This is a genomic window from Flavobacterium sp. 9R, from assembly GCF_902506345.1.
Classification (GTDB): domain Bacteria; phylum Bacteroidota; class Bacteroidia; order Flavobacteriales; family Flavobacteriaceae; genus Flavobacterium.
In genome coordinates, this window is record NZ_LR733413.1 from 2,553,203 (window position 1) to 2,565,778 (window position 12,576).

A 12,576-nucleotide genomic window follows, 5' to 3' on the forward strand; every position below is an offset into this window, starting at 1 on the left:
ATAGAATTCATAGTTTTTAAAAGTATGCAATAGACGTTTTACTTTTCACATAGCCATTCTATGTGTAAAATAGTGCTATTTCTATTTTATGCTTCTTCAAATTAACTTAACCTATGATTCTAAGTGGTTACATTTTTGTTTTATTCGAAATAAGAGCTATTCAACCTTTTATTACATTCAAAAAAAGCTAGATAGTTCTTTTTCTTTACTATACCATCAAAAAAGTGTACTTTTAGAGACCCAAAGTCCATAAAAGACAACCTTAGTTATGATTAATAAACGCTTGCTTATTAAGAACCTATTGGCTCATAATGATGAGAGCAGTTTTTATGACAAAAAGCGACAATTGAATTTGCATTCTAGGGAAGGGAAAGCGAAATTTTTGAAACACATTTGCGCCTTATCCAATTCCAATCCTACCAACAATTCATATATAGTCGTCGGCGTTGAAGACCAAGACAATGCCATTGTAGGCGATGATTTTTTTGATGATAGTCGGATTCAGAATTTAGTCAATGCCTTTCTCGAAAATCCGCCTCAGATTCAGTATGAAAATGTGCCTTTCCCCAATCTGCCCAAAGATAAAGTGGTAGGTCTTGTCACTATTAAACCCAATCCGAAAACCTCTTTTTTCAAAAAAGGAATTCATACCATACTTGCTAATAGTGTTTTTATTCGAAGAGGCAGTAATACGCTCCCGATAGAAGGCGAAATAGAACGCAATCATCAAAACACCGAAACAGTTATTGGAATCGAAAATAATTCGCGTAACAGCATTGCGTATACATTAGACGGTGTGATTGATTTTATGAATTTTCGTCATAAAGATATGTCGCCGAAATACAAAGTCTTCAAAGAGTTGTTCGTGATTTGCTGGGCGGGAATAGCTAAACATTACAAAGGAAAAACGTATTTGTCTAGAGTAGATATTGCCCTTATCAACGAACAAATTAAGCTGTTTTACTCTGCTCAAGACGTGGTAGAAATTACTTTTGATGAGGATACCTTTACGATTATTGAATATGTGCCTTTGGGATTGAATGACAAAACCAGTTATTATCCTTTGGAAAAACAAACCTTGCGTTTTCACGATAATGGCTATTACAAAATCGACAGGGATTTTCTGTTTGAACCTCCCGAATTCAATACCAAAATGTTGTACCACATTTATAATGCAAACGGCGCTTTGCTCAACAAACTCGAAAAAGGACAACAACTTAACGATAGAGAGTTAAAAGACCTAGAAAACTTACCTTCAACCTTGATGATTTGCTACCTCAACGGATTTGACGATGCCAAACAAAAATTAATTGATGCCAAAACTTTTCTTAAACCATTCCCTCAAGTGTATTTGTCTTTCAAAGAAGCCTTGAGGATTTTGAGAAAAATGAAATATGATGGGCAGTCGGCGGCTAATTAAAGGTATTTTTTTATCTAACAAAATCAATTATTAAAATAAAGATTTATTTTACAAAATTATTATATGTATTTGATTAATAAATTTTTATGATATGAGTTTGATTTTAAGAACAAATAAAGTAAAGAAGACAATTTTGTTTTCTTCTTTGAATTTATTTTTAGTTATGATCCTCTTTTCTTGTACCAATGATGATCTTGAAATCAAGAATTCTTCTTCGGTTATAAACCAACTAAAAAAAGAATTAAAATTAGATGATTTTTCACAGAAAAACTTTGCTAAAAACATTGTGGTTAATTGGGAAACTATTACAACTCTTGAAAAAGAGCAATTAACCATATATGAAGTTCAAATTTCAGAAAAAAATCAAACTACCATTGAATCAAATATATTTCAGGCGCCATTAAAATATGGATTGATTGCTATTAAAAAAGGGGAGCTTATGCATTCCTATCTTATTGAAGCGTATTCTAGTGTGAATCATTCATTATATACCAATAAAATAGACGATTTAGCACAATTTACAGGTACACTTAGTGTGTATGAGTTAAGCGGAAAATTAATAGGACAATTGGTGGTCTTTAACGGGAAAAGCACAAATACATCTAAAAACAATAAGCTCACACTCCTTGATGAAACTATAAACTCGTTCTACATTTCAAAAAACACCACAAGTAAAGTACCTTCATGCAACATGACACAGTTTGTGCAAATCATTAATGTACATGAAACCCGTCATTATGTACCCACTATTATTGTGGGCACCTACACCAATTGGGGATACACTTATTCTACATATACCACCACCATTACAGGAACCTATATGAGTGTGCCGTATCCGTGCGGAACCGATGCAGATTTTCACCACGTACCCTATCGAGTGACTACTTATGAAGATGTGTATGTTGATCCTTGTGCTCAAATTAAAAATGTTATGAACTATAACCCGAATGATGCAAATAGTCTAAAAGCTAGTCTAAATTGGTTAAAAAGCAAAGTTAATGCTTCAGTTAACAACAAAGAATGTGGTATAGAAGTAAAAAAGATGATGAATCCTGACGAAAGTTATAGATATGAATTTGCTCAGGTTTTATCTGAGGATGAATTTTCAGTATCTTTATCAACAGGTTCAAGTTATGTTGGAGCTTCTCATTCACATCCAACAAATGGAGAAGCGATGTTTTCTTTCCAAGATGTCCGCTTTTTGCTTTCGCTTTATGATGGAGCGAGTTCAACAAGAAAGGGCGAAGTATTTAATTCTGTTGTTTGCAAAGATAAAGCAGGAAACATCAATACCTATATACTAAAAATAGACAACATAGACGCCTTAAGAGCTCAAATCGATGCAGTATGGAATGACCCAAATTATGTTATATTTCAAGAGGAAGAGGCAAGAATCAAAGCAATTCACAAAGATCAAGCAAAACTCTATGCCAAAAGTAACGGACAATTAGAAAAAAGTTTTCTAGAGCAATTTGCTGCCTTTGGCATCTCGATTTATAAAGCCGATGCCACACTTAGCGGCTTTAATAAGCTGGTATTAAATAACTCAACCGTAACCTCAATTTCTTGTAACTAAAAAAACATTATGAAAAAATATTTAAATTTTATAGTATTTATAATTCTAGGTACTGCTTGTAAAGCCCAAAGTCCTGTTTATGATATTTCAGAACCAAAAAGAGGTAAGCCTCAAGGAGCTTACTACAAGGATATCAATGGCGTACTCGATGGGTACGACGGCACTTATTTATATGCCAATGGCAACACTTCTTTCAAGCTCCTCTTAAAGAAAAAAGTAAAATCCTATGGATATTATTATGAGGACCTTGTTGTGGGGGAATTCCAGTACATCTTAGAAGGGGTAGAAATAGGAAACACATTAGCTAATATGGCTATCAACTATACAGATGAAGCCGTGAATCATATTATAACAGGAAACACCATTATAATAGGAACTGAATTGGGTTGCCCGGATTGCTCTCCAACAGAGAAAAGACTAAGGCTTGGTTTTGTTGACAACAAATCGCCCAACATCGCAGATATGGATGTAAGAAAAACAACCGTAAATGGTGTAGCAGCTATTAAAGTAAAGATTTGGTGGGACGGGTTTATCACTCGCAAAGAAGGTGATCCTGCTCCTGGTCCCGCAAGTATAAGAATTGGAGAATACCTTATGATAAAGCAATAGACTGAAAAAAAATAATGCTTTTTGGTTTACTTTACAGATTTGTGCTTTCTTTCAAAGCACAATCAACTGTTTCAATTGAAAAAAGATAGATTATATTATCGCTAGAAATGGTATTCCTGAAAATATTACATATTTACAAGATACCAATAGTTTATTAAATAAATTTATAGGGACTTGGAAAGGCACTTACAGTAATAAAATCTTTGAATTTAGTATAGTAAAAAGCACTATCAAGCCCGGAAGAATAAAAGAAGATATACTAATTATTCGTTATTTTATTACAAACACAAATGGAGTAATCATTGCGGATACTAGAGCACTCGCAGAATCTAGTCCTTTTGTAATAAAAGGAGACTACATAGAAAGTTCTACATATGCATTAAATTATATTGGAACAGACTGTAAATGTGGACAATTAGGAACTATATTTATTGATTGGCTTAAAGACAGTAATAAAAGTAAGATGAGATTATTTCTAGAGCCAGAGCAAATAATGATTTCGTCTGAGGAGTGTCCATACGGTAAATTAGAACAAATAATTCCGCAAGAACAAATCATTTTGACTAAACAATAATTTTCTTAATTAACTATCTGCTATTTTACTAATAACCAGTTATGAAAGTGATTTTTACAATTATTTTAGTTTCTATTTTATGCATCACAAATATTTACGCACAAGAAAAACCAAAGGACACTCTCTTTTTTGCATTGGAAAAATATTATACCATATCGCCAACAATTACACCAAATATGGCTAATTTAAGAAACCCAGATTTAATTACTGCAACAGAAGATGAATTAAAAAACACAAACACTCTTGGATATATTTATTTTATAGGAAATGGATTTTTATACACAGGGCTAAAGCCTAAAAAAATTCTATCAATTAAAGATTTCATAGAAAACAGAAATTTTTATATGGATGGTAAATACAACAATGTAGTAGATGTATACAAGTTAAACGATTCACTATTTAGAAAATACACTATATTTTTTGTTATTGGAAAGGAGTTTATCCAACCTAGAGTAATAGAATATAAGCAATACTATACTAATATGGATAAAGAAGGTAATCGTTTACCTCATCCATTAACCAAAAAAGACACTCTCTATTTTAACTATGATGAAAAATATATAACTCCCTCAAAGCATGCTAAAAACAAATTTATTCTAAATGGTGAAAACTGTTTAGGGGGAGCTGCTTTTTCGTTTGATTTTGAATTCAAAGAGCTAAGAGAAAACTTAAAACCGCAACTAATATTAGATTTAAAAAAGTATATACACTCCTCACGATTTTATAACTTAAAAGATGGAGGACCTGAATGTTTTTCTCTTGCATATTTTATGGACAATTATGTGTTGATTTTTGTCCAAAAAAATGATAATAAAGCATTTTTTTTTAAGGCTAAAGTAGGTGCCTATCATACAATTGACGACTAACCTATAAAATCGATATAGAAATCAAAATTATGAAAATAACACCTTAACAACAATCTTAAACAAGCTTTTTCAAAATAATATTTAAGAGAATATTTGTTGTATGAAAAATTATCTAAATTATATAGTATTTATAATTCTAGGGACTACTTGTAAAGCCCAAAGTCCCGTTTATGATATTTCAGAACCTAAAGAAGGTCCCCAAGGAGCTTACTACAAAGATATCAATGGCGTACTCGATGGCTATGATGGTACTTACCTTTATACTAATGGAAATACCTCTTTAAAATTTATTTTGAAGAAAAAAATAAAATCCTATGGGTATTATTATGTAGATCTTGTGGTAGGAGAATTTCAGTTTATCAAAAACGGAATAGAAAAAGGAAATACCTTAGCCAATATGGCAATTAATTATACTGATGAAGAGTTGAACCATATTATAACAGGAAATAGAATCATAACTGGAACCGAATTGGGTTGCCCAGATTGTTCCCCAACAGAGAAACGGCTAAGACTTAGTTTTGTTGATGATAAATCGCCCAACATTGCTGGTATCGACATCCGAAAAGTAGAAGTAAATGGTGTTAGCGCAATAAAAGTAAAAATTTTTTGGGATGGATTCATAACCTTAAAGGAGGGAGATCCACCGCCACCACCAGCAAGCATAAATACAGGAGAATACCTCATGATAAAGCAATAGAATGAAAATTATAAGCTTATTTGAGGGAATTCCTAAAATCTAAAACCTTTTGTATCTGCTTATCGCGTCACTTCTTCAATCAAATAAAAAATAGAAGTAAACGACATTCCGCTGGCTTTTTCTAAACCAATTTCGCAAGTTCTACTAGTAGAATAGCCACTAGTACAATTACTCGGTATTTGATTTTTAATATCTCTTAATCCGTGTTCGTTTAATTCAGGAATCAAGAAACCACGGTCACCTGCAAAGCCACAACAGTTGCTGTCAATCATCGTTACGTCCTCAGCACAATAGTGCGCCAAAGCCAATAATTGCTCCATTTTTCCAATTTTTTTAACCGAACAAACGGGGAAAATAGTCACTGCTTCCTTTTTCTTTTTTACGGTTAATTTTGGGAGCACAAAATCCAACATAAACTCTATGGGGTCTACTATCTTCAAAGCACTGGTGAATTCTTCTTTGGAATGGTAAAAACAAGGACTCATATCATACAAAATAGGATACTTGCCATTCCCTGAAACACGAAGCAAATCCGCTTCTAAAAGTTGGGATTGCTTATGATTCACGGCAACAAAACCTTTGCTCGAAAAAGGCATTCCACAACAATGCGCATCCACTTCTTTTGGATAAATAATGGTGTAGCCCGCCCGCAACAACAACTGATGGGTCAGTGCTGTGAGTTGTAGGTCTTCTTCTTTTTGAAATTCGTTTTTTCCCATCGCACGATTGATGCAGGAAGGGAAATACACTACTTTTAAATCAGCCATCTTTCTTTATTTTTTGCCACGAATGCACTAAATTTTAAATTTATTTCACCGCAAATTCGCAAATTAAGTTTTACAACTACTTAAATTAAAATTTGCGAATTTGCGGTTATTTCCTTTATGCTATTCCAATTAAAATCTGCGAATCAGTGGCCCTTTTTTTTAAACCAATTTGTGAATTCGCGGTCAATATTTCGTTTACTTAATTTTATCCGCTCCTTTCGGGATTTGAGGAATCCATTTTGGGATATTGCCTCCTGAAATCCAATGTAATCCACTAGAAATCGATGACATAACACTTGTACCCAAAATCGAATGAAAAAACGACACTACTTTTAATCCCATTCGCATCATAGCGGTGGTACTTGCCATATTTGAACCTATGTAGTTGGCCACTTTCTTTTGCGTATCCGTAATCGCATCGGCTCGCCAATGTTTGACAAACTTGCCCGTATCAATATGAACAGGACAAGCCAAAGCGCACAAACCATCGGTAGCACAAGTTTCATCCAGTTGATAAGTAACATCTTTTCGAATGGCTGCCAATCGTTGCGGGTCGTCATTAGTTGCTTCTAATCGGCTGATTTCTCTGGCAATAACAATGCGTTGTCTAGGTGAAAGCGTCAATCCTTCGGAGACACAATGCGGTTCACAGAATCCACATTCCATACATTTATCAATAATAGCGTGAGATTCTGGTAAAGGTTTTAAGTGTTTCAAATGCACTTTTGGATCGGGATTGATCAAAACATCGGGATTGATTTGATTCTTAGGATCGAAGATCTTCTTAATCCGCTTCATAATATCATAAGCCGCCGCTCCCCATTCTTTTTCCACAAAAGGCGCCATATTACGCCCCGTTCCGTGTTCCGCCTTCAAAGAACCTCCAAATTGATCCACAACAATTATAGCCAATTCAGCCATTAAATCTTCATAGCGCTGCACTTCCTTCGGATTCGAGAAATCTTGCGAAAACACAAAATGCAAATTCCCTTCTAGCGCGTGTCCAAACAAAACCGCGTCGTGGTATTCGTATTTTTTGAATAATCCTTTCAAAGCCACACAAGCTTCTGCCAATTGCGGTAACGGAAAAGCCACATCTTCAATAATCACCGTAGTTCCCGTTTTTCGCAAACCGCCTACCGTCGGCAACAAACCTTTTCTTGCCTTCCAATTAAAATAATATTGTTTGGGGTCTGATGTGAATTCATAATCCGTAAAAGTCGGTATACTCACAATTTGAGCTTTCACTTGTTGTTGTTTTTGCAACAACACTTCTTTATCATTATCTCTACATTCTACCAATAATGCGCAAGCATCTTCGTGCAACGTTTTAAAATAATCAGGTGCTTCAGGGTCATTTTCTACCGAGCGAATGGAATCTCTGTCTAGCAATTCTACTGCAGCAACGGGACTTGACTTCAGCAAAATCGTCGCGTTGCAAGCATCCTGAATCGAATTGAAAATCAACAACGAGCAAGATTTATGCTTTTCGTCTACAACCGTTTTAAAAGTCACATTCGAAATAAACGCCAAAGTTCCTTCAGAACCCACCATCAAATGCTTGATAATTTCAATAGGCTCTTCGTAATCCACCAAAGCATTGATGCTATATCCCGTAGTATTTTTGATTTTAAATTTCTGACGAATGCGTTCCTCCAAAGCTGGATTCGCAACAATCGTATGTCGCAAGTCTTTAATTTCCTCAATTAAATGCGCCTGAATTTCATAAAACGAAGCCACACTAGCCGCATCGGCTGTGTCTAGGACTGTCCCGTCGTGCAAAATCATCCGAATATCTGCAATCGTTTTATAGGAATTCTGAGCCGTTCCGCAGCACATTCCGCTGGCGTTGTTGGCTACAATTCCACCAATCATCGCCGCACCAATAGAAGCCGGGTCGGGACCAATTTTTAGTCCGTATGGCGCCAAAAAAGTATTCGCTCTAGCGCCTACAATTCCGGGTTCTAGCTTTATCTTTTGCTTATCATCTAGTAATTCGTAATTCTTCCAGCCGTGCGTCGCCACGACCAAAACCGAGTCCGTTATCGCTTGTCCCGACAAACTCGTTCCCGCCGCTCGAAACGTCAAAGCAATATTCAAGGCATTTGCCGCTTTGATAATCGCCACCACTTCGGCTTCAGAATGTACCAAAAGCACCATCTTCGGAATCAACCGATAAAAACTCGCATCCGTTCCATACGCCAAGGTTTGCAAAGGATTCGTCAATATGCGCCCAGTGTCGAGCACAGCTGCAATTTGGTCTTTAAACTTTTGATAAGAAGGAGATAATGACATTGTTTTGCGTAATAAAAATGTAAATTTAAGCATTAGCGACCATTAATTTCACCCCAAGACGCACCATTGTTTTTTGGAGCAGCAAAAAATGGATATATCAGTAAGCAAAGTCCCGCTGTCCTTCCTATCTTTTTATCCAGAAAAAGGATAAAAAGGATATTCCCTCCCATCGGGGCTAAGAGTAAGCATAGTCTTTTTTTGTAAACATTTCTTTGACTTTCTTGCACAAAAAAACGAAGCACTAGGCCTCGTTTTCATACTATTTTTGGAATGTATTCCTAATTTTTCAAGTCTTTGATTACTTTAAAGGCTACATCCACTTCATTCTCACTCACCAAGATTGTAAACTCATTCGAAGTCGAAATCACCTCATTAATAATGATTCCTTCCCAAGCCAAACGCTGAAAAATGAAGTAGTAAATACCCGGAACCACTATGTTTTCTTTTGGTAACTTAACCGTAATCGAGGCCAAATTTTCTAATTTCTGAATTAATTTCTCACTAGAAAAATGCTTTTCAACCAAGTGATTCACGCTATTACTCACTACAATGTTAATCTCATTAACTCCACGTGAGGAAGTATAGAAAATATCCGAAAACGTATTAATGTCGGTAATCAAATCAGCTTGCTTGTTCAAAACAGTGTCAGAAACCGCAAAAGTGTAATCCGTCAACTCCGAGCGAACGGTAATTTCACCAATATTTTTGATTACTTTATTGATTTTATGATTCAATTTGAAATCCAATTCTTCTGTTAATCGTTTCAAAGCCATCACCACTGCGCCTTGTTTTACCTCTTTACCAAATTCACTTTCTAATTCGGTCATAATATTCCGAGATAATGAAGTCAAGTTGATAATACCCAAAGAAAGAGCGTTCAATAAAAAAGGTTTGGTTTTGATGTAATTTTCAACAATTGAAGAAACAGTTTTCATAACAAATACATTTTTAATTTTTTTAGAGAAAGATTAGATTTAACTGACAAAATGTGTTAAATCTCTTTGCAAATATAAATAAAAAACAATTTGTTACAAATATAACATTGGATTTTTTTTGATTAAAAGTGAAAAAAAGCGTCGGTAAGGTGTTCAATAGCAAAGGATTCCTTCTCTTTATGAATCGCAATAATGTCAAATCGTACATTTACATCGATTTCGTTGAGGGTCACATAAGCATCGACAGCTTTTACCAATAATTGGATTTTTTGGGGTTTTACAAAGTCCTGAGGCAATCCAAACTCGATAGAAGACCGTGTTTTGACCTCAACAACCGCCAAAATATCTTCTTTTTGAGCCAAAATATCAATCTCCGCCTTCTGAAAAATCCAGTTCGTTGCTAAAATCGTGTATCCTTCTTTTTTCAGAAAATCAACCGCTAGCTCCTCACCTAGTTTTCCTAATTCGTTATGTGCTGCCATATTTTAAATCAAAATCCTTTTCAAATTTTAAACATATAAGTCATAGTAGTTTTTTAAATTCACCATATAATAATTGTAAACTAATATGACTCCTATGTTTCAACCCAAAAACTATTCAAAAACCACAGTAGTTCTTGTAGCCGTGACTTCAAGTGTAATGGTGTTTCCCAAAATCAACGCGCGATTGTCCTTAATATGCCCCGCTGGGAAATTATATACCACGGGAATGTTATAGGATTTGGTTACATCTTCAATAATTTCAAGCGCATTTTTGCCCCAAGGAATATCATTATCTTTCATTTTGGTCATACCGCCTACGATAATTCCTTTGATGCTTTCCAAACAACCGTTACGTTTCAAATTCATCATCATACGGTCGATGTGGTACAAATACTCATCCAAATCTTCGATAAAAAGAATTTTATCCGAACAATCAATAGCAGAAGGCGAACCAAACAAACTATACAAAATCGATAAATTTCCACCTACCAGTTCTCCTTTGGCTTTGCCCAAACGATTCATTGCAGTAGGTTCAATAGTGTAGGCTAAAGGTTGTCCAAACAAGGCTTTGTACAAAGTAGCAATCGATTCAGGAGCGGTTCTAGGAATACTCACAGGCATCGTTCCGTGGATGGTTTTATAACCCAACGTATTCAAATGATTGTGCAAAACGGTTACATCGCTAAAACCTACAATCCATTTAGGATGCTTTTTGAAAGTTGAAAAATCCAATAAATCAATCATTCTCACCGTTCCATAACCGCCACGAGCGCACCAAATGGCTTTAATATTTGGGTTGTCCATTTGCTTTTGAAAATCAGCCGCACGTTGCGCATCTGTTCCCGCCAATTGATTTTGGTCTAAACCAATGGTGCTTCCAATGACCACTTCGAGTCCCCAACTGTGCAGCAAATCGATAGTAGGTTGTAAATTGTCTTCGATATTTTTTCGAGCAGTAGCCAAAATGGCAACGGTATCTCCTTTTTGAAGTACGGGTGGTGTAATCATCTTTTTTTGAGCTTGACTGTTAGTAATCGAGCATACAAAAACAAAAAACAAAGCTTGCCATAAAAAATGACTCTTGCTATTGGCTTTTGCTTGTCGATTTGTAATAATGTTTAAATTGGGTTTCAATAGATTCAAAACTGAGTTAAAAAACAAATATAGGCAAATCCTAAAATATGCAGCGGTTTCTAACGGAAATCCCTTAACTTTACTTGTAGCGATTTTAGTATAATAAATATGAGATATAAATGGTTGATTTTTGGATTCTTGCTTGCTTTGGGGACATCTCCTCTATTTTCACAAACCAAAAAATTCAAAATACACACGGTTGCGTTTTACAATTTTGAAAACCTTTTTGACACCATCAACGACCCCGATACTTTTGACGAAGAATGGACGCCCGATGGTTTGCAACGATGGACAAAAGCAAAATACCAAACCAAACTCCATCATTTGGCACAAGTACTTTCAGAAATAGGCACTCCTGAAAACAAAGAATTGCCCACTTTTATCGGTGGTTGTGAAATCGAAAACCGAGCCGTACTCGAAGATTTGATTCAACAATCTCAACTACAAGAGGCCGAATATGGTATCATTCACTTTGATTCGCCCGACAAGCGCGGTATTGATGTGGCTTTGTTATACCGAAAAAAATGGTTTCGACCAACAAACTTCAGTGTGATTCCATTGTATTTGAATGCTAGTCCAGAATCTGAAAAAAACAATACCGCTGCATCAATAGCTGAAAAAACAGAAGATGATGTTCCCATTCTAGCACCAACCAAAAGGATTTACACTCGAGACCAATTGCTCGTTAGTGGCTATTTAGATGGAGAAGAAATCCATCTCCTTGTCAATCACTGGCCTTCTCGTTCGGGTGGCGAGCAAAAAACAAGTGCGTACAGAGAAGCCGCAGGAAAACTGAACAAGAAAATTATCGATTCGTTGCAACAACTCAATGTCAATGCAAAAATCATTACGATGGGTGACCTCAATGATGGTCCTCATAACAAGAGTATAAAAGTAGCTTTAGGAGCCAAAGGAATAAAAACAGCGGTAGCTCCATACGAAATCTTCAATCCGTTTGAAGCTTTGTTGAGCAAAGGATTAGGTACGATTGCACACCAAGATGCTTGGGATGTTTTTGACCAAATTATGCTTACAGGCACTTGGCTCAGTTCAGATTATTCGACTTGGCAGTATTGGAAAGCAGGCATTTTCCAACGGAATTACCTCATTCAAACTCAAGGAAAATTCAAAGGCTATCCACTCAGGCATTCCCTAACCGAAGTTGGGTATAGCGACCATTTCCCTGTGTATGTCTATTTGATTAGAGAAGGGAAATAGGCG

General features: G+C 35.6%; 11 protein-coding genes. 6 read left to right on the forward strand and 5 right to left on the reverse strand.

The genetic code is table 11. The features are described from left to right. Positions 1–268: 268 nt before the first annotated feature. From FLAVO9AF_RS11390 to FLAVO9AF_RS11410, 5 genes are all read left to right on the forward strand, one after another. Positions 269–1,420: an ATP-binding protein gene (locus tag FLAVO9AF_RS11390; RefSeq protein ID WP_159688633.1), complete on the forward strand. Its 1,152-nt coding sequence runs from the start codon at positions 269–271 to the stop codon at positions 1,418–1,420. A gap of 91 nt (positions 1,421–1,511) precedes the next feature. Continuing rightward, the gene (locus tag FLAVO9AF_RS11395; RefSeq protein ID WP_159688635.1) at positions 1,512–2,996 is read left to right on the forward strand and encodes a hypothetical protein; all 1,485 of its coding nucleotides are present in this window, start codon (positions 1,512–1,514) and stop codon (positions 2,994–2,996) included. 9 nt (positions 2,997–3,005) lie between these two features. After that, positions 3,006–3,605 (forward strand): DUF6705 family protein, encoded by a 600-nt coding sequence (locus tag FLAVO9AF_RS11400; RefSeq protein ID WP_159688638.1) that lies wholly within the window; start codon positions 3,006–3,008, stop codon positions 3,603–3,605. A gap of 615 nt (positions 3,606–4,220) precedes the next feature. Beyond that, on the forward strand, positions 4,221–5,045 hold the full coding sequence (locus FLAVO9AF_RS11405) for a hypothetical protein (protein ID WP_159688641.1): 825 nt from the start codon (positions 4,221–4,223) through the stop codon (positions 5,043–5,045). A 100-nt stretch (positions 5,046–5,145) separates the two neighbouring features. Further along, a complete protein-coding gene (locus tag FLAVO9AF_RS11410) occupies positions 5,146–5,742 on the forward strand; it encodes a DUF6705 family protein (RefSeq protein WP_159688644.1) in 597 nt (198 codons plus the stop codon). 59 nt (positions 5,743–5,801) lie between these two features. On the opposite strand, the gene FLAVO9AF_RS11415 is transcribed toward FLAVO9AF_RS11410, so the two are convergent. The 5 genes from FLAVO9AF_RS11415 to FLAVO9AF_RS11435 form a co-directional block, all read right to left on the reverse strand. Then, the gene (locus FLAVO9AF_RS11415; RefSeq protein WP_159688647.1) at positions 5,802–6,509 is read right to left on the reverse strand and encodes a (Fe-S)-binding protein; all 708 of its coding nucleotides are present in this window, start codon (positions 6,507–6,509) and stop codon (positions 5,802–5,804) included. A 195-nt stretch (positions 6,510–6,704) separates the two neighbouring features. Next, the gene (locus tag FLAVO9AF_RS11420) at positions 6,705–8,804 is read right to left on the reverse strand and encodes an FAD-binding and (Fe-S)-binding domain-containing protein (RefSeq protein WP_159688650.1); all 2,100 of its coding nucleotides are present in this window, start codon (positions 8,802–8,804) and stop codon (positions 6,705–6,707) included. A gap of 278 nt (positions 8,805–9,082) precedes the next feature. Further along, positions 9,083–9,739: an aspartate kinase gene (locus FLAVO9AF_RS11425; RefSeq protein WP_159688653.1), complete on the reverse strand. Its 657-nt coding sequence runs from the start codon at positions 9,737–9,739 to the stop codon at positions 9,083–9,085. 122 nt (positions 9,740–9,861) lie between these two features. Then, positions 9,862–10,221: a YraN family protein gene (locus FLAVO9AF_RS11430; protein ID WP_159688656.1), complete on the reverse strand. Its 360-nt coding sequence runs from the start codon at positions 10,219–10,221 to the stop codon at positions 9,862–9,864. Between the two features lie 111 nt (positions 10,222–10,332). Further along, the gene (locus tag FLAVO9AF_RS11435; protein ID WP_159688659.1) at positions 10,333–11,229 is read right to left on the reverse strand and encodes an LD-carboxypeptidase; all 897 of its coding nucleotides are present in this window, start codon (positions 11,227–11,229) and stop codon (positions 10,333–10,335) included. A 234-nt stretch (positions 11,230–11,463) separates the two neighbouring features. Between FLAVO9AF_RS11435 and FLAVO9AF_RS11440 the strand changes: the two genes are divergently transcribed. After that, positions 11,464–12,573 (forward strand): endonuclease/exonuclease/phosphatase family protein, encoded by a 1,110-nt coding sequence (locus FLAVO9AF_RS11440; RefSeq protein ID WP_159688662.1) that lies wholly within the window; start codon positions 11,464–11,466, stop codon positions 12,571–12,573. The last annotated feature ends 3 nt before the right edge of the window (positions 12,574–12,576 follow it).